The organism is Stenotrophomonas geniculata, assembly GCF_034508895.1.
Taxonomy (GTDB): domain Bacteria; phylum Pseudomonadota; class Gammaproteobacteria; order Xanthomonadales; family Xanthomonadaceae; genus Stenotrophomonas; species Stenotrophomonas geniculata.
In genome coordinates this window covers 3,834,182-3,851,094 of sequence record NZ_CP140571.1, presented here as the reverse complement: position 1 = coordinate 3,851,094, position 16,913 = coordinate 3,834,182, and the positions used below count along the sequence as shown (strand labels likewise).

General features: G+C 66.8%; 12 protein-coding genes. 6 read left to right on the top strand and 6 right to left on the bottom strand.

The window, feature by feature from the left end; genetic code table 11:
- Positions 1 to 76: 76 nt before the first annotated feature.
- Positions 77 to 2,440 (bottom strand): ribonucleoside-diphosphate reductase subunit alpha, encoded by a 2,364-nt coding sequence (locus RI032_RS17755; RefSeq protein ID WP_322547405.1) that lies wholly within the window; start codon positions 2,438 to 2,440, stop codon positions 77 to 79.
- Between the two features lie 431 nt (positions 2,441 to 2,871).
- On the opposite strand from RI032_RS17755, the gene RI032_RS17750 reads away from it, so the two are divergent.
- On the top strand, positions 2,872 to 3,849 hold the full coding sequence (locus tag RI032_RS17750; RefSeq protein ID WP_057503803.1) for a zinc-binding dehydrogenase: 978 nt from the start codon (positions 2,872 to 2,874) through the stop codon (positions 3,847 to 3,849).
- A 179-nt stretch (positions 3,850 to 4,028) separates the two neighbouring features.
- Positions 4,029 to 6,710, top strand: a complete 2,682-nt coding sequence (locus RI032_RS17745) for a TonB-dependent receptor (RefSeq protein WP_322547404.1) — start codon at positions 4,029 to 4,031, stop codon at positions 6,708 to 6,710.
- A 108-nt stretch (positions 6,711 to 6,818) separates the two neighbouring features.
- On the opposite strand, the gene betT is transcribed toward RI032_RS17745, so the two are convergent.
- Positions 6,819 to 8,798: a choline BCCT transporter BetT gene (gene betT / locus RI032_RS17740; protein WP_134958429.1), complete on the bottom strand. Its 1,980-nt coding sequence runs from the start codon at positions 8,796 to 8,798 to the stop codon at positions 6,819 to 6,821.
- Positions 8,799 to 8,991: 193 nt separating this feature from the next.
- Complete coding sequence (locus tag RI032_RS17735; protein ID WP_043401464.1) at positions 8,992 to 9,372, bottom strand: VOC family protein; 381 nt, start codon at positions 9,370 to 9,372, stop codon at positions 8,992 to 8,994.
- 150 nt (positions 9,373 to 9,522) lie between these two features.
- On the opposite strand from RI032_RS17735, the gene RI032_RS17730 reads away from it, so the two are divergent.
- The 3 genes from RI032_RS17730 to RI032_RS17720 all read left to right on the top strand — a co-directional run bounded on the left by RI032_RS17730 (position 9,523) and on the right by RI032_RS17720 (position 14,000).
- Entirely contained in the window at positions 9,523 to 10,041 is a 519-nt protein-coding gene (locus RI032_RS17730) for a sigma-70 family RNA polymerase sigma factor (protein ID WP_010485178.1), read from the top strand.
- Complete coding sequence (locus RI032_RS17725; protein WP_322547403.1) at positions 10,038 to 10,982, top strand: FecR family protein; 945 nt, start codon at positions 10,038 to 10,040, stop codon at positions 10,980 to 10,982. The genes RI032_RS17730 and RI032_RS17725 overlap by 4 nt, the downstream gene beginning before the upstream one ends.
- A 69-nt stretch (positions 10,983 to 11,051) precedes the next feature.
- Positions 11,052 to 14,000: a TonB-dependent receptor gene (locus RI032_RS17720; protein WP_322547402.1), complete on the top strand. Its 2,949-nt coding sequence runs from the start codon at positions 11,052 to 11,054 to the stop codon at positions 13,998 to 14,000.
- Positions 14,001 to 14,170: 170 nt separating this feature from the next.
- Here RI032_RS17720 and RI032_RS17715 read toward each other — a convergent pair whose 3' ends face one another.
- Together RI032_RS17715 and RI032_RS17710 are read right to left on the bottom strand one after the other, a co-directional pair.
- Positions 14,171 to 14,494: a DMT family transporter gene (locus RI032_RS17715; protein WP_049437687.1), complete on the bottom strand. Its 324-nt coding sequence runs from the start codon at positions 14,492 to 14,494 to the stop codon at positions 14,171 to 14,173.
- Entirely contained in the window at positions 14,494 to 14,847 is a 354-nt protein-coding gene (locus tag RI032_RS17710) for an SMR family transporter (protein WP_019659945.1), read from the bottom strand. Before RI032_RS17710 ends, RI032_RS17715 begins: the two co-directional genes overlap by 1 nt.
- Positions 14,848 to 14,997: 150 nt before the next feature.
- Here RI032_RS17710 and RI032_RS17705 point away from each other — a divergent pair, with 150 nt between their 5' ends.
- Entirely contained in the window at positions 14,998 to 15,849 is an 852-nt protein-coding gene (locus RI032_RS17705) for a LysR family transcriptional regulator (protein WP_312250677.1), read from the top strand.
- A gap of 73 nt (positions 15,850 to 15,922) precedes the next feature.
- On the opposite strand, the gene RI032_RS17700 is transcribed toward RI032_RS17705, so the two are convergent.
- Positions 15,923 to 16,843, bottom strand: coding sequence for a M14 family metallopeptidase (locus RI032_RS17700; protein WP_197579004.1), 921 nt, complete (start codon positions 16,841 to 16,843; stop codon positions 15,923 to 15,925).
- Positions 16,844 to 16,913: the final 70 nt, after the last annotated feature.

The window sequence follows — 16,913 nt, the reverse complement described above, 5'->3', positions numbered from 1 at the left end:
GCAGCGCCGAGCCCATGCTCGGCTGCTCTTCGCGTCTGAGCCGAGCGTGGGCTCGGCGCTACAGGGGGCGCAGCGATCAGCTGGAGCACCATTCGCATTCGCTGATGTCGATGTCGTTGGAGCGCACGTAGTAGGTGGTCTTCAGGCCTTCGCGCCAGGCGCTCAGGTGCAGCTCCAGCAGGGTGCTCGCGCGGATCGTGCTCGGCACATACAGGTTGAAGCTGATCGACTGGTCGACATGGCGCTGGCGGCGCGCGTTCTGGCGCACGCTGGCGAACTGGTCGACCTTGTACGCCCCCTTCTCGTAGTACGGCCAGGTTTCCAGCGACAGGCCCGGCGCCGCCACCGGCCGCCGGAAGTCCTTCTTTTCCTCGTAGTAGAACGCGCTGTAGATCGGGTCGATCGATGCGGTGGAACCTGCAATCTGCGCGGTACTCATGTTCGGCGCCACGGCCAGCAGCCAGCCGTTACGCAGGCCGTGCGTGGCGACCTCGTGGGCCAGGCTGTCCCATGCGGCGCCGCTGTAGTCGCGGTCAAGGAAGTAACGCCCGTTGTGCCAGTCGCTGCCAGCGAACATCGGGTAGCTGCCCTTCTCCTTCGCCAGCTGCGCGCTGGCCTGGATGGTCAGGAAGTTGATGCGTTCGTAGAGACGGTCGGCCAATTCTTCGGCATCCGGTGATTCCCACTGGATCGCCTGCTGCGCCAGCAGGTGGTGCCAACCGAACGTGCCCAGGCCGATGGCGCGGTACTTGCGGTTGGTGATGGTGGCCTGCGGCACCGGCAGCGCGTTGAGGTCAATCACGTTGTCGAGCATGCGCACCTGGATCGGGATCAGGCGCTCCAGCACGTCGGTGGCCAGCAGGTCATCCGGCGCACTGATTGCCCGGCCGAGATTGATCGAGGACAGGTTGCAGACCACGAAGTCACCGGCGCGGCGCGTGGTGACGATCTGGTCGCCGCTGACGATCTCCTGGATCATCCGCGTCGGGCTCATGTTCTGCAGGATCTCGGTGCACAGGTTGCTGGAATAGATCATGCCCGCGTGCTTGTTCGGGTTCCGGCGGTTGACCTCGTCGCGGTAGAACAGGAACGGATTTCCGGTCTCCAACTGGCTGAGCATGATCCGCTTGAACAGATCGATCGCCTTCACCGTGCGGCGGCTGATGCGCTCGTCGGCCACCAGTTCGGCATAGCGGTCGCGGAAGCTGCCCGCACCGCGCGTCTCATCGTAGAAGTCCTGCAGGTACCAGCCCTTGGCCTGCTTCACCTCGTGCGGGTCGAACAGGTACCAGTCGGCGCGGCGCTCGACCGCTTCCATGAACAGGTCGGGCACGCACACCGAAGTGAACACATCGTGCGCGCGCAGGCGCTGGTCGCCGTTGTTGAGGCGCAGGTCCATGAACGCTTCGATGTCGCGGTGCCAGATGTCCAGGTACACCGCCACCGCGCCCTTGCGCTGGCCAAGCTGGTCAACCGACACCGCGGTGTTGTTGAGCTGCTTGATCCACGGCACCACGCCGCCGGAGGAATTGGCCACGCCCCGGATCGGCGCGCCGCTGCTGCGCACATAGCCCAGGTAGGCGCCGACGCCGCCACCGTGCTTGGACACGCGGGCGATATCGGTGTTGGAGTCATAGATGCCCTGCAGGCTGTCGTCCACCGTGTCGATGAAGCAGCTGGACAGCTGCCCACCCACCTTGCCGGCATTGGCCAGGGTCGGTGTGGCGACGGTCATGTACAGGTTGGACAGCGCCCAGTACGCCTCGCCGACCAGCTGCATGCGCCGCTCGCGCGGCTTTTCTTCCTGCATGAGGTACAGCGCGATGGTCAGCCAGCGCTCCTGCGGCAGTTCGTAGACCTCGCGGCTGCGGTCGCTGGCCAGATAGCGCGTGGCCAGCAGGTACAGGCCGTTGTAGGCGAACAGGCGGTCGCGCTCCGGGTCGATCATCTCGCCGGCCTGCTGCAGCTCTTCCTTCGAATAGCAGCGCAGGATGTCGTTGCTGTAGATGCCGCGGTCAGCCAGGCTTTCCTGCAGGCCAACGTAGGAGCCGTACTTCAGGCCGACATCGTAGAAGCGGTTGCGGCTGGCACGCTTGTACAGGCGGCGCAGGTAGATGCGCGCGGCAAACTGTTCCCACTCGGGTGCAACCAGGTCCACCCGCGATTCGGCCTCACGGATCAGCAGATCGACCAGGTCGTCGGCGCTGATGCTCGGTTTGCGCTCGACCATCGCCTGCACCACGCGGCGATAGTCGCTCACGTCCAGCTGCGGGAACTCGGCATGCACGGCGTCGATGCTGCGCTGCAGGCGCTCGGCCTCGAACGGCAGGCGGCGGTTGCCGGCCTCCTTGGTGATCCAGGTCGGCACGCGCTCGCCACCGGCGCGCAAGGCGTCGCCAGCGCCGGCCAGATCGGCCACGCGGAAGGTACTGTCGGTCATGGTGGTGAAACTCCAGGCTCGCACGCGCTTTGGCGGTCGATGCCATGGCGGCCCTGAACGCGATACCGGCGCACGGGGCGAACGGGTGGATTGCCAGGGCACGGGAACGTAGGTCGTCGGCATCTGCCTGCGCCTGCGGCCGGTATCCGGGCCGTGGGGGCGACCTGCGTCCGCACGATGGCGGCCGCGTCGACACGGCAAGCCTTCAGGGGCGGGCCGCGGGACGTTTGCTGCATGTCCGGCGGCGGCGGCTGACCGGGAGTGACGGCCACAACATAGTGGGGATATCCCTAACCGTCAACACAAGATGCGGTAATCAGCACATGTCGCGACGATCAGTCGCAGGATGCCGTGTTGCAGCTGCGGCGCCTTGTCGACAGCCCCTGCGGCCCCAGTTCGGTACAACATCCACTTTCCCCGGAACACCACCCATGCGCGCTGCCCAGTACCCCTCCTTCGGCAACCCGGCCGACGTCCTTGCCATTGCCGATGCGCCGCTGCCCGAGCCCGGCCCCGGCGAGGTGCGCATCCGCACCGTGCTGGCCTCGATCCACAACCACGATCTGCTGACCGTGCGCGGCCTCTACGGCTACAAGCCGACCCTGCCGGCGATCGGTGGCAGTGAAGCGCTGGGCGTGGTCGATGCACTCGGCGATGGTGTCGACGGCCTGCAGATCGGCCAGCGCGTCGCCGCGGCCTCGGTACACGGTACCTGGGCCGAGGCCTTCATCGCGCCGGCACGCATGGTGATTCCGATGCCGGAGGCGATCCCCGACGAAATGGCCGCGCAGCTGATCGCCATGCCGCTGAGCGCGCTGATGCTGCTGGAGTTCCTGCACGTCGAGGCGGGCCAGTGGATCGTGCAGAACACCGCCAACGGCGCGGTGGGCAAGTCGCTGGCGATGCTGGCGCGGGCGCGTGGCGTGCATGTAGCCAACCTGGTGCGCAATGCGGATGCCGTCGCACAGTTGCAGGCGCTGGGTATCGATCATGTGTTCGACACCTCGGTGGACGGCTGGAAGGATCGCGTTCGTGAAGCGACCGGCGAAGCACAGGCGGCGGCCGCCGTGGATTCCATCGGCGGCGACGCCAGTGGCGATCTGGTCGACCTGCTCGGCCACCACGGCACGCTGGTGTCGTTCGGCGTGATGAGCGGCGAACCGATGCGCATCCCGGCCGGCGGCCTGATCTACAAGGAAGCGACGGTGAAGGGCTTCTGGGGCAGCAAGGTCAGCCAGGCGATGGCGGTGGAGGACAAGCGCCGGCTGGTTGGCGAACTACTGAAGCGTGCGGCTGGCGGCGAGCTGACGCTGCCGGTGGAGCAGATCTTCGCACTGGACGATATCGCCCAGGCAGCGAAGGCCGGTGTGGGTTCGGGTCGTAACGGCAAAGTGCTGCTGCGGCCGTGATCGTCTGACATTGCGTTCTGTAGAGCCGAGCCATGCTCGGCTGCTTTCCGGCCAGTGTGTGGAGCCGAGCGTAGGCTCGGCTCTACAGGGGCGTGCGGACCAACGGTCCGCACCCACCGAGCCGGTTCGTTAAGAACCTGTGATGTATAACTGAATGCGCTTTCGTCATTGGAAGGTGCATGTACCTGCATGCGGTACTGACGGCTCCTCCCCCGTTCGGCGTTGTCGCTTCCATGTACCGCACCACCCTGAACCTGCTTGCTGGCGCCATTGCGCTGGGCCTCACCGCCGGCGCTGCCGGCGCCGCTGAATCCGCCGACACCGGCAAGGACAGCACCACCCTCGGCACCGTGCTGGTGACCGGTTCCAACATCAAGCGCAGCGATACCGCCGGGCCCAACCCGGTGCAGATCGTCAGCCGCGAACAGATCGAGCAGACCGGCCGCTCCACCCTCACCGACGTGCTGCGCAACCTGTCGGCCAATGCCGGCAACAGCTTCGACGAGCAGTACACCGGCAGCTTCGCCGCCGGCTCGGCCTCGATCGGCCTGCGTGGCCTGTCGCCGAAGAACACACTGGTGCTGGTCAACGGCTACCGCGTGTCCAACTTCGGCTTCGCGCTCAATACCCAGGACACCTTCGTCGACCTCAACGCGCTGCCGATCAGCGCGGTGGAACGCATCGAAGTGCTGAAGGACGGCGCCTCGGCGGTGTATGGCTCCGACGCCATCGCCGGTGTCATCAACATCATCCTGCGCAAGAACTTCCAGGGCGTGGAAGTGGGCGGCGGCTTCGGTACCGCCACCCAGGGCGGCCTGGACGAACGCAAGGCCAACCTGCTGGCCGGCTTCGGCGACCTGGAGCAGCAGGGCTGGAACGTGCTGTTCGGGCTGGACCTGCTCAAGCGTGATCGCCTCGACGCCGACCAGCGCGCCTATACCCGCAGCGGCGATTTCCGCGACAAGCCCGGCGGACGCCTGGCCGGCTGGTCCACCGCCGGTGGCAATTGGCTGTCCAACCCGCGCGCGCCGCAACCGTTCGCCAACTGCCCGGATGGCAGTCAGCTGCGTCCCTACAGCGATTTCGGCAGCACCCTGCCCGGCCAGGCCTGCGCCTTCAACGCGCAGCCGTTCAAGACCCTGCAGCCCGGCGCCGAGCGCCTGCAGGCGTCGTTGAGCGCGACCTACCGCTTCAATGACAGTGTCGAAGCGTTCGCCGACGTGCTGTACAGCCACAACAAAGCCGACCAGATCTTCAGTGCGCCGCTGACCGTTGGCCCTGGCCTGCGTGCCTACAACCCGGCTACCGGCACGCTCATCGACGTGCCGGCGGTGCTGCCGGTCGGCCATCCCAACAACCCGGGCAGCACGCCACTGCCGTTCGAGTACACCTTCTTCGACCTCGGCCCGCGCCTGAAGGACAACACGCAGGTGTTCTACCGTGCCCTGGCGGGCGTGCGCGGCAGCGGCGAACGCTGGGACTGGGAAGTGGCAGCGCTGACCTCGCAGAGTGCACAGCGCGAGTACGTCGACAACTTCGTCAATCGCTATGCGTTCGAGCAGATCCTGCGCGAGGGCAGCTACAACTTCCTCAACCCGTCCAGCACGCCGGGCGCGCTGGATGCACTGCGCCTGCAGACCAAGCGTCCGGGCTGGTACAAGCTGCACGCGTTGAACGTGAAGGCCTCGACCTCGCTGTGGGAGATGCCCGCCGGTACGGTCGGCTTTGCCTGGGGTGCGGAGTTCCGCAAGGAATCGCTGGACGCGCGCACCAGTGCGCAGGTGCTGTCGGGCACCGAACTGCGCCCGGCCATCAACGTGGTCAATGGCGAGCGCCAGGTCAGCGCCGCCTATGCCGAACTGAGCGTGCCGCTGCACCGCACGTTGGAGCTGCAGGTGGCCGGTCGCGGCGATCACTACGATGACTTCGGCAAAGCGTTCTCGCCGAAGGTGGCGCTGCGCTGGCAGCCGCTGGACAGCCTGCTGCTGCGCGGCTCGTTCTCGCGCGGCTTCCGGGCACCCTCGCTGCCGGAGATCGCGCCGGGCCAGACCGTCAGCTACGGCTCGGTGATCGATCCGCTGGATCCGCTGCAACCGGGCGGCAGCCGTGGCGTGACCAACATCCGCACCGGCAACCCGGATCTGAAGGCGGAGCGCTCGCGCAACTTCAACGTGGGTGCAGTGTGGTCGCCGGATGGTGATACCAGCATCGGCCTGGACTGGTACCGCATCGAGCAGGACAACCTGGTCAAGCCAGACAGCGCGCAGTTCATCGTCGACAACCCGACGCTGTTCCCCGGTCGCGTGCAACGTGATGCGCAGGGACGCATCCAGTTCATCACCAACCAGTACGCCAACCAGGGCGAACTGACCACCTCGGGCCTGGACCTGGACGCCAACCGCACCTTCCGCACCGTGGGCTGGGGCACCTTCACCGTGGCCGGCAGCTGGACCCACCTGCTCAGCTTCAAGCAGCCGCTGGTGGCTGGGCAGGCACCGTATGACGGCGCCGGCAACAACCGCCACGGCGCGCTGCCGCGTACCCGCGGCACCACCTCGTTGAACTGGGCGGTGGGCGACTGGAGCAGTACGCTGAGCCTGCAGTACGTGAGTGGCTACGACCAGCGTGTGGCGACGGCAACCAGCAACCCGGGCCTGCGCGACCGCATCAAGCCGTATCACCAGCTGGACCTGTACGTAGCGTACGAAGGTATTCCCAACACCACGCTGTCGCTGTCGGTGCTGAACCTGACCGACAAGGACCCGCCGTTCGACCCCGCCGGTGGCTCCAACGGTTTCGACATCAGCCAGTACAACCTGCGCGGACAGTTCGTCTCGCTGGGCGCTCGTTACAGGTTCTGATTGCCACTGTAGAGCCGAGCCATGCTCGGCTGCTCTTCCGACACCGAGGAGCCGAGCGCGGGCTCGGCTCTACAGGGGGGTGCGGACCAACGGTCCGCACCCACCGCATCACCGGCTCAGGTGCAGGAACTGCAGGTGCCGTTCGTACTGGCTGATGATGTCGTTGATGATCTGCTTGCGGCTGTAGCCCACCAGGTCGTAGTCCTGGCTGCCTTCGAACAGGTGCACCTCGGCGCGGTAGTAGCGCTGGTTGCGCAGCTGCTGTGCGGCGAACGACGGGGTCAGGTAACCGCTCAGGATCACCCGGTACAGGAAGTCCTGCTGCTCGCCATGGTTGACCGTCAACTCCATGTCGCCCGCCTCGAAGCGCGTGGCCACGTCCCAGCCCTGCCCGCGCAGCTGCTCGGCCACCGCTTCCATCGCCGGCTTCACCGTGTCATCCATGAAGCGGTAGACCTGGTCGCGCACCGGGAAATGCATCGCCTGGCTCAGGCGCTGGCGCCAGCCCTGGTGGTGGCGATCGTCGCCGATCAGCGGCGATGGCCGGTACTGCAGCGCGCGCTTGCGGTGCGATTCGTCACTGAAGGCGCGGGTCAGCCCCCACATCATCAACAACAGGATCGCCGAGAACGGCAACGACGCCAGCACCACCGCCGATTTCAGTGCGTCGATACTGCCGGCCAGCAACAGGCCCGCGGTCAGCACCGCGATCACCGTGCCCCAGAACACCCGCAGCCAACGCGGACCATCATCCTCGGGTGCGCCGCCATGCGAGGACAGCGTGGACAACACCACCGCCCCCGAGTCGGCCGAGGTCACGAAGAAGATGAAGCTGACCAGCACTGTCACCGTGATCACCGCGCGGCTCCAGGGGTAGCCGTCCAGCAGCGCATACAGCACGGTCGGTGGATCATCCACCGCCAGCTGCGCCAACTGTTGCTGGCCGTGGTGCAGCACCTGGTCCAGCGCGCTGTTGCCGAAGATCGACAGCCAGGCCAGGGTGAAGCCCAGCGGAATCAGCAACACGCCGAACACGAATTCGCGGATGGTGCGGCCGCGCGAGATGCGCGCGATGAACAGCCCGACAAAGGGCGCCCAGCCGATCCACCAGGCCCAGTAGAACACCGTCCAGCCGCCCAGCCATTCCGGTCGGCCGCCGTAGGCATACACATCGAAACTCTTGCCGACCACGCTGCCGAGGTAGTCGCCCAGGTTCTGCATCAAGGTGCTGAACAGGTACTGCGTCGGCCCGGCAAACAGCATGAACAGCACCAGCGCGATCGCCAGCAGCATGTTGATGTTGGCCATCCAGCGCACGCCTTTCTCCACGCCGGAGACGGCCACGGCCACCGCCGCGCCCATCATCGCCACCACCAGGATGATCTGCACCAGGTTGGAATGCGGGATGTTGAACAGGTGCGCCAGCCCGGCATTGAGGTGCAGCACGCCGAAGCCCATGTCGGCGCCGATGCCGAACACGGTGGCGACGATGCCCAGCGCGTCCACGGTGTAACCGATCGGGCCGTTGATGCGCTTGCCGATCAGCGGGTACAGCGCTGAGCGCAGTGCCAGCGGCAGGTTGTGGCGGTAGGCGAAGTAGGCCATCGCCATCGCCGCCAGCGCGAACACACCCCAGCCATGCAGTCCCCAATGCAGGAACAGCAGCTGCATGGCCTGGCGCGCGCCGGCCTCGCCCGCCGCCGGATCGCCCTGCGGCGGCTGCAGGTAGTGGGTCAGCGGCTCGGAAACGCAGAAGAAGAACAGGGTGATGCTGATGCCTGCAGCGAACAGCATGCCGGCCCAGGAGAGGTAACTGAACTCCGGTTCGTCATGGTCGGCACCGAGCTTGATGCCACCGTACTTGGACAGCGCCACGCCGACCACGAACACCAGGTACAGGGTCATGGCCAGCAGGTAGTACCAGCCGACGTTGAGTGCGGCCCAGTCCTGCGCCTTCAGCAGCAGGCGGCCTGCGCCCAGCGGGAACAGGCTGACGAACAGCGCGAACGCCACGACAACGATCGCCGCGAAGGCGAACACAGGCCGAAGGGTGCGCACCGGGGATTGTTGCGGCTCCAGTACATCCATGGGGCGGCGTTCTCCGGTAGATCAAAGGGTTAGCCGACCGATTGTGGCTGAACCGCAGTGGACAGAGCATGAAGTTGTGGCCAGCGGTCACAGGCCCGATCCACCATTACGTGTTATCACGCGCGCGCCGGCAGACGCCTGCGAGCACAGCCGCGCGCACTGCCTGCGACGCGGCCACGCGCGTACTGTCCAATTACGACATCACATGCACCGCGCACAGCTTGTTGCCATCCGGGTCGCGCAGGTAGGCCAGGAACAGCTGGCGCCCGGCCATGCTGCGGATGCCGGCCGGGTCTTCGATGGCGGTGCCGCCATGGGCCACGCCGACGTCCTGCCAGCCACGCACGGCCTCAGCACTGTCGAGGGTGAAGCCGATGGTGCCGCCGTTGGCGTGGCATGCCGGCTGACCGTCGATCGGCGCGGTGACGATGAACATACGGCCATCCTTGAAATACACCAGACGGCCCTTGTCATCGAAGACGCCCGGACGTGCGCCCAACGCACCGAACAGTGCATCGTAGAAGCGATGCGCGGCGTCCATGTCGTTCGTTCCAACGGTGATGTGGCTGAACATGCGGGCACTCCCTGTGGAAAACCGCAGTGTCGGCGAGCACGTCGGGCATCGCAAATCCGGCGACCTCCCCCGCTGCGCCCCGCGCAACGTTTGTCGCGCGCCGCTCGATCACCCTATAATGGGAATCATTCTCATTAATGATCAATGCCGATGGCCGTGCCCGCCGCCTCCAGCACTGCGCTGGCGGGGTTCTACCGCGAACACCATGGCTGGCTGCTCGGCTGGTTGCGCCGCCGCACGCACAACGCCGACTGCGCCGCCGACCTGACCCAGGACACCTTCCTGCGCCTGCTCAGCCGTCGTGTCGATCCATCAGAACTGCGCTTGCCGCGCGCCTATCTCAGCACCATCGCGCACGCCCTGCTGGTCAACCACTGGCAGCGCGCGGACCTGGAACGCGCCTACCTGACCGCGCTGGCCGCCCAACCGGAGCCGGTGCATCCCTCGGCAGAGGAGCGCACCCAGGCATTGCAGTTGCTGCATGCCATCGCCGACATGCTGTCCGGCCTCGCCGAGCGGCCACGGCGCGCGTTCCTGCTGGCGCGGCTGTCCGGCCTGGGCTATGCAGAGATCGGCGTGCAGCTGGGCGTGTCCGAGCGCATGGTCAAGAAGTACATGGCGCAGGCGATGCTGCATTGCCTGCGCCTGTCCGGCGACGCGGCGGCATGAGCGCGGCATTGGCCGGCCCGGCGCTGGAACAGGCTGCCGAATGGTTCGCGCTGCGCCAACAGGGCTGGAGCGACGGCGACCAGCAACGCTGGCACGCCTGGCTGCAGGCCGATGCTGGTCACGCCGACGCCTGGCGACGGGTCGAGGCGGTCTGGCAATCGTTCGCCCCGCTGTCGGCTCCGGCAGCCGCAACGGCATTTGATGCTGCGCGCCTTCGCCGGCGGCGGGCGCTGCGCGGCATCGGTGGCGCCCTCGGCATCGGCGCGGTCTCCCTGCTCGGCCTGCATGGGCTTCAGGCGCAGCGCCGCCTGCAGACGCAGCGCACCGCTGCCGGGCGTACCGGTCATTGGACGTTGGCCGATGGCAGCCAGTTGTGGCTCAACGCCGGCAGCGAAGTGACCGTCGACATCGGCAACGGCCACCGCGCCCTGCATCTGCTGCGCGGCGAACTGCTGCTGCAGACCGGCCACCACCCTGCATTCGTCGGCCTGCCCCTGACCGTGCATGTGCCCGGGGCGCGCCTGCAGCCGATCGGCACCCGCTTCGCGGTCGGCCGCGAAGCGCAGGACGGCCGGTTGGACGTGTTCGAGGGTGTGGTGCGGTGCCTGCCGATGTTCGGTGCGGCGCTGGATGTTCCTGCGGGAAGTGCGCTGCAGATCGGACCGATGGGGGGACTCACAACGGTCGCTGCCGATCCTCTGCGCGGCGACTGGCAGGACGGACGCCTGCAGGTGCAGGACACGCCGTTGATCCGGGTGATCGACGAACTGGCCCGTCACCATCAGGGCTATCTGGGCTGTGATCCGGCACTGTCCGCATTGAATGTCACCGCGGCATTGCCGCGCCTGGACAGCCTGCAGGCCCTGAAACTGCTGGCGCGCGCCCTGCCGATCCACATCGAGCAGCGTTGGCCGTGGTGGACCGTTGTGCGTCCGCGTTGAAATCGCGGTTCCCTTTCTGCGCGCTCGGCGGGCCCTACAAGGGAACCCCTTGCGGATGTTGCCGCCCCCATGAAACGACCCTGCCCTTCCCCTCGCCCGCTTGCCATCGCGCTGTGCCTGGCCCTGCTCACGCCGTGCCTGTTGCCGGCGGCCGCCCACGCACAGGATGCAGCCGCTGCCGTTCGCTGGCAGATCCCGGCCGGACCGCTCGACCAGGCCTTGACCACGTTCGGCCAGCAGTCCGGCCTGTCCATCGCCGCCGATGCGCGCCTGACCCGCGGCCGCCACAGCAGCGGCGTGCAGGCCTCGCTCAACACCGAGGCCGCGCTGGCGCAGCTGCTGGCCGGCACCGGCCTGTCGTTCCAGCGTGATGCCAGCGGCGTGGTGCTGCAGGCCGCCCCCGCCACCGATGCTGGTGTGCGCCAGATCGGCACCCTGCGCGTAGCCGGCCAGGCCAGCGAAGGTGCCTCGCCGTGGGGCTTGGCCGATGCCGATGCCGTATACCGCGACAGCGGCTCGCGCGTGCATCTGGACCACCAGCAGCTGGAACGCTTCCGCGGCCAGTCGATCGGCGATGTGCTGGCCGGCGCAGTCGGCGTGCACACCGGAGACGTACGCAATGGTGGTGCGCTGGACGTGAACATCCGCGGCCTGCAGGGCCAGAACCGGGTGCCGGTGATCATCGACGGCGGCCAGCAGGCCATCGACGTGTACCGCGGCTATGCCGGTGTGCAGCAGCGCAGCTACCTCGACCCGGACCTGATCAGCGCGATCAGCATCGAGAAGGGGCCGAGCCTGGCCGCCAACGCCGCCAGCGCGATCGGCGGCGTGGTCTACATGGAGACGCTGAACGTCGATGACATCCTCGACGAGGGCGAGGCCTGGGGACTGCGCGTGCGCGGTGGCGTGGCCGACAACAGCATCGACCGCACCCGTACCTTCAAGCAGATCGCGCGCGGCAGCGACAACCGCAACAGCCTGCGTGACCCGCGCGACTGGAACGGCAGCGTGGCCTTCGCCCAGCGCGGCGAGGACTGGCAGCTGGTGGCCGCTTACGCGCGTCGCCGCCAGGGCAACTACTTCGCCGGCAGCAACGGCGCGCACCGCTACGACGACCAGCACCTGTCCAGCGGCGGTACCGGCATGTCCAGCCAGGCGGTCTCGGACATGTACCACTCGGGTGATGAAGTGCTGAACACGCACACCGACAACGAATCGGCGCTGCTGAAATTCACCTGGACGCCCAACCCCGACCAGCGGCTTGAGCTGAGCCACCGCTACTTCAACTCCAGCTTCGGCGAGATCATGCCCTCGGCGATCGGCCGTGTCGGTGAGTCCAACGAATGGGTGACCTACGTGGACAAGGCCAACACCATGTTCCAGTTCGAGCCCGGGAAAATGCGGCTCAACGCCACCTCGCTGCGCCACCGCTACCGGCCCGAGGCAAACCCGTGGCTGGACCTGAGCAGCACGCTGTGGTTCACCACCGCCACCAGCCGCATGTTCAACAGCAACATCGCCAACACGCCGCTGTTCAAGGACGTGCCCAACGACCAGATGCCGGACACGCTGGGGGAAACCTATGGCCCGGGCCTGCAGTCGGACGTGAAGACCCGGCGCTGGGGCGTGGACAGCAGCAACACCACCCGCTTCAGCAACAGCCTGGGCGACTGGACGCTGCGCTACGGCGCTGCGTTCCAGCATGAGGACACCGCACCGAACTCGCCGGTGCTGCCTGTGGACTACAACAACAACCGCTACCTGCGCTCCGGCACGCGGCGCGAAGCCAGCGTTGTCGCCTCGCTGCAATGGCAGCCGTGGGACTGGCTGTCGCTGACCGCAGGCGGCCGCTTCATCGACTACCGCACCCGCGACCGCAACCGCGTGGCCTTCGTCAGCGAATCGCGCGACCTGCGCTATACCTTCGCGCGCCTGAGCAAGGGGGGCCAGCTGCTGCCGGGCTGGTACAAGGAGTGGTACCCGGATGCACAGGGCAACTACACGTATGACTCGCTGCGCGCTACGCCCTACGGCGGCAGCACGCTGGGCCAGAGCTACGACTTCGATGGCTTCATTCCCGACCCGCGCGGCGCCAACGGTTTCTACACCAAGCAGATTCCCACCGCATGGGGCTACAAGCCGGCGATCCGCCGTTCCGACCACGGCTTCGCGCCGTACGCAGAGGCCCGCTTCAACCTCGATCAGGACATGTTCTTCTACGTGAAGTACGCGCAGGGCTGGAAGATGCCCAGTCTGTTCGAATCGACGCTGGGCAACAGCACCTCGGCACCGGTGGCCGACCTGAAGCCGGAGAAGAACCGTTCCTGGGACATCGGCTTCAGCCTGCTCAAGCAGGACCTGTGGCGCGATGGCGACCGCCTGGCGTTCAAGGTGGCCTGGTTCAAGAACGATATCGACAACGCGATCACCCGTCGCTTCGACTCCAGCAACTGGGCGTTCTATGTCGACAACGTGGACAACTACACGGTATCCGGCTACGAGCTGCAGTCCGGCTATGACGCCGGCATCGCCTACCTGGACCTGTCGGCCAGCTACTACCAGCGCGCGCGCACCTGCGACGCGGCCACCGCCAAGCGCCTGCGTGAAGACCCCTATGCGAAGTGGAGCAAGCTGGACACCACGCCGGATTGCGTGGATGGCGGCTTCGGTACCTCGTTTGTCAACGCACAGAATCCGCCGAAGTACTCGATCCACAGCACGCTGGGCTTCCGCCTGTTCGGCAAGCGGCTGGATACCGGCATCCGCCGCACCTACAACAGCGGCCCCACCCATGAACTGGACAAGCCCTGGAATACCACCGGCTCGACCGGGTTGCAGAACATCTACCTGCCCACCGCGATCTACGACTTCTATGCGCGCTGGCAGTTCACCCCGAAGGCCGAAGTGGAACTGGTGGTCAGCAACCTGCGCAACACCTACTACATGGACACGCTGGCGATGAGCCTGATGCCCGGCCCGGGCCGTACCACGCGATTGAACTTCACCGCACGCTTCTGACCGCTGCAGAAACCGCAACGCCCCGGGGAGATCATCCCCGGGGCGTCTGCATGCGGCGGCTCTCGCTCTGACAGGTACCAACCCGGGTTGGCACAGCAACTCAGCACGGGTAGGTGCCAACCAGCAACTCAGCACGCGTAGGTGCCAACCTTGGTTGGCACAACAACGCGTTACTTCGCGGTGCTGAGCAGCAGCACCGCAACAGTGACCAGCGCGATGCCGATCCAGCCGATCGGGCGCAGGCGGTTGCCGAACAGCAGGCGGCCGCAAGTGGCGGTACCGATCACGCCGATTGCACCCCACATCGCATAGGCGGTGGCCAGGTCCATGTAGCGCACCGCCTGGCCCAGCAGGGCGAAGGCGATCCAGACCATGACGACCGCGCCGACGCCCCAGCGCCAGCGGCGGAAGCCCTCCGACTTGGCGACCATCATGTTGGCGGCAACGTCGATCAGCGCAGAACAGATCACGAAAAACAGGGCCAGGGTATTCATCAGTGCGCCTCCCCGAGGGTGACACAGACGATGCCGACCACCGCCAGCACGAGGCCGGCCAGCTGCTGCAGCGACAGGCTCTCGCCAAACACGGTGAGGCCGACCACGGTCAGCAGGGTCAGGCCCAGGCCTTCCCACACCGCATAGGCGACACCGACCGCGATGCGGCGGACCGACAGGGCCAGGAAGTAATAGGACAACGCCAACGCGCCGGCCATGATCAGGTAGCCGGTCCAGCCGCCGTCGCGGGCGGCATGGGCCATGAACGAGGTGCCGACCACTTCGGCAACGATCGCCACGGTCAGGCAGGCCCAGGCGACCAGCGCGCCACGGGCGGGAACAGTACGGGACATGTGAAACTCCTTGCGGGACGCGGACAGCACCCCGCCCTCAGTAGATCCACGCCATGCGTGGATGCCCCGCAGACAGGGGCGACGGCGGACAGTATCATCGCCTTTTACGGTCGATTCAAAATTGATACCATCGACAGGAGCGATGGATCAATGCCCTATTCCCCTGAATCCCTGCAGGCGTTCGTCGAAGCGGCCGCGCTCGGATCGTTCTCGGCGGCGGCGCGTCGCCTGGGCAAGACCCAATCGACGGTCAGCACCGCCATCGCCCACCTGGAGGCGGACCTGGGCGTCAGCCTGTTCGACCGCAGTGGACGCTACCCGCAGCTGACCGAAGCCGGGCGCCAGGTGCTCGGCCATGCCCAGGAAATCCTCGCCGCCGATACCCGCCTGCAGCAGTTGAGCGTGCGGCTGGCCGCCCCGGTCGAAGCGCGGCTGACCGTGGTGTTCTCCGACGTGTATCAGCTCGATCCGGAGCAGCGCGTGTTGCAGCGCTTTGCCGAAGCGTTCCCCGAGATCGAACTGGAATGGCTGGATGCCGAAGGCGAAGACGTGCTGGAACTGGTCGGCAGTGGTCGCGCCGCGCTGGGCCTGCTGCCGCGCCAGGAAAGCTACCCGGATGGTCTGGTGGCACGGCCGTTGGCCCATCACAGCGAGCTGTCGGTGTATGTGGCGCGCGACCATGCGCTGGCCGACTCCGGCCGCCATGCGGCTTCCCAGTTGGCACGGCACCGGCAGGTGCGGTTGAGCGCGGAGGTCGACCATGCGCGGGCGGTTACCGGGCTGGCGTGGACCGCCACCGACTACCTGATGGTGATGGAGATGGCCGAGGACGGCATCGGCTGGGCCGAGCTGCCACGCGCGCTGGTACAGCGCTACGACCGCGGGCAGCTGGTGGAACTGACTCTGCCCGGCTGGCCACGACGCATCCACAGCGACCTGCTGTGGCGCCGCGACACGCCGCCGGGGCCAGCGGCGCTGTGGTGGGCCGACGCGTTGGGGTAAACCGAAAAAGGGGACGGAGGGGATCAAGTCGTTTGTGCCGCAAACGACTTGATCCCCTCCGTCCCCTTTTCCATCAACGATGGGCGAGCACGTAATCCAGCGACGCGCACACCGCTGCCACCTGGGCGTCGTTGCACTGCTGCGGGGTCGCCCGCGGGCTGTCCGGGTAGACCTCGGTGGTGGTGGTGTAGGTCGCACCGGTGATGCCGGCACACAGGCCCAGCTTCACCAGCGGGTACTCGATCACGCCGTGAGCGACCACCGGCGAACCGATGATCTCGCCCTTGTCGTCGGCCGGCGCGATGTGGGTGACCTTCTCCACCTCGGCAATCACCGCCTGCTGGAAGGCCGGTTGTGGGTTCTCGCTGTCGTCCACCAGATAGAAGCCATCCGGAATCAGGCCCGGCTCGAACGGCTTGCCGTCACGCGCGGCCAACGCCGGGCGGAACTCACTCTCGTCGCTGTCGGTAGTCTCGTGCAGGTCGATGTGCAGCACGAACTGGTCCTTGATCGGTGCGATCAGCTCGATCAGCGCGGTCGACTCGCGGGCCGGGCCATCGGCGCGGAAATTGCGGTTCGGGTCGATCGCATCGAAGTTCCAGCGGTTGATGCGCTCGAAGCCCCACGGATTCACGCACGGTGCCACCAGCAGATTGGCCTTGCCGGCGTAGTCGGCGGCGTGCCTTTCGAGGAATTCCAGCGCGCCCATCACGCCGCTGGTCTCATAACCGTGCACGCCACCGGTAACCAGGGCAGCCGGCAGCGCCGGGTTCCAGTCGCGGCTGCGCAGGGCGAACAGAGTGTAGGTCTCGCCAGCGTAGTCGAGCTGGCCATAGGCCACCTTGTCGAAGCGCGAAGCCAGCGCCTCGATGCGGGGCAGCACCTCCTCGTCATAGCGACGCAGGCGCTGCTGGCGGCCACGCCACACCTCCCGTTCCGCCGCTCCCCACGGCTGGCCAGGGGTTCCGACGGGGTAGAAAGCGGCTTGGGACATGGCAGATCTCAGCGAGTCAGGAAGCAATCGCCCACTCTACCACCGGGGGAATAGCGTGAACCGGCGGCGC

What these genes read in the sequence shown, in the direction of transcription:
- RI032_RS17755 (WP_322547405.1), bottom strand. Translation starts at nt 2,440, where the DNA reads ATGACCGACAGTACCTTCCGCGTGGCCGATCTGGCCGGCGCTGGCGAC.
- RI032_RS17750 (WP_057503803.1), top strand. Translation starts at nt 2,872, where the DNA reads ATGCGCGCTGCCCAGTACCCCTCCTTCGGCAACCCGGCCGACGTCCTT.
- RI032_RS17745 (WP_322547404.1), top strand. Translation starts at nt 4,029, where the DNA reads ATGTACCTGCATGCGGTACTGACGGCTCCTCCCCCGTTCGGCGTTGTC.
- betT (WP_134958429.1), bottom strand. Translation starts at nt 8,798, where the DNA reads ATGGATGTACTGGAGCCGCAACAATCCCCGGTGCGCACCCTTCGGCCT.
- RI032_RS17735 (WP_043401464.1), bottom strand. Translation starts at nt 9,372, where the DNA reads ATGTTCAGCCACATCACCGTTGGAACGAACGACATGGACGCCGCGCAT.
- RI032_RS17730 (WP_010485178.1), top strand. Translation starts at nt 9,523, where the DNA reads ATGGCCGTGCCCGCCGCCTCCAGCACTGCGCTGGCGGGGTTCTACCGC.
- RI032_RS17725 (WP_322547403.1), top strand. Translation starts at nt 10,038, where the DNA reads ATGAGCGCGGCATTGGCCGGCCCGGCGCTGGAACAGGCTGCCGAATGG.
- RI032_RS17720 (WP_322547402.1), top strand. Translation starts at nt 11,052, where the DNA reads ATGAAACGACCCTGCCCTTCCCCTCGCCCGCTTGCCATCGCGCTGTGC.
- RI032_RS17715 (WP_049437687.1), bottom strand. Translation starts at nt 14,494, where the DNA reads ATGAATACCCTGGCCCTGTTTTTCGTGATCTGTTCTGCGCTGATCGAC.
- RI032_RS17710 (WP_019659945.1), bottom strand. Translation starts at nt 14,847, where the DNA reads ATGTCCCGTACTGTTCCCGCCCGTGGCGCGCTGGTCGCCTGGGCCTGC.
- RI032_RS17705 (WP_312250677.1), top strand. Translation starts at nt 14,998, where the DNA reads ATGCCCTATTCCCCTGAATCCCTGCAGGCGTTCGTCGAAGCGGCCGCG.
- RI032_RS17700 (WP_197579004.1), bottom strand. Translation starts at nt 16,843, where the DNA reads ATGTCCCAAGCCGCTTTCTACCCCGTCGGAACCCCTGGCCAGCCGTGG.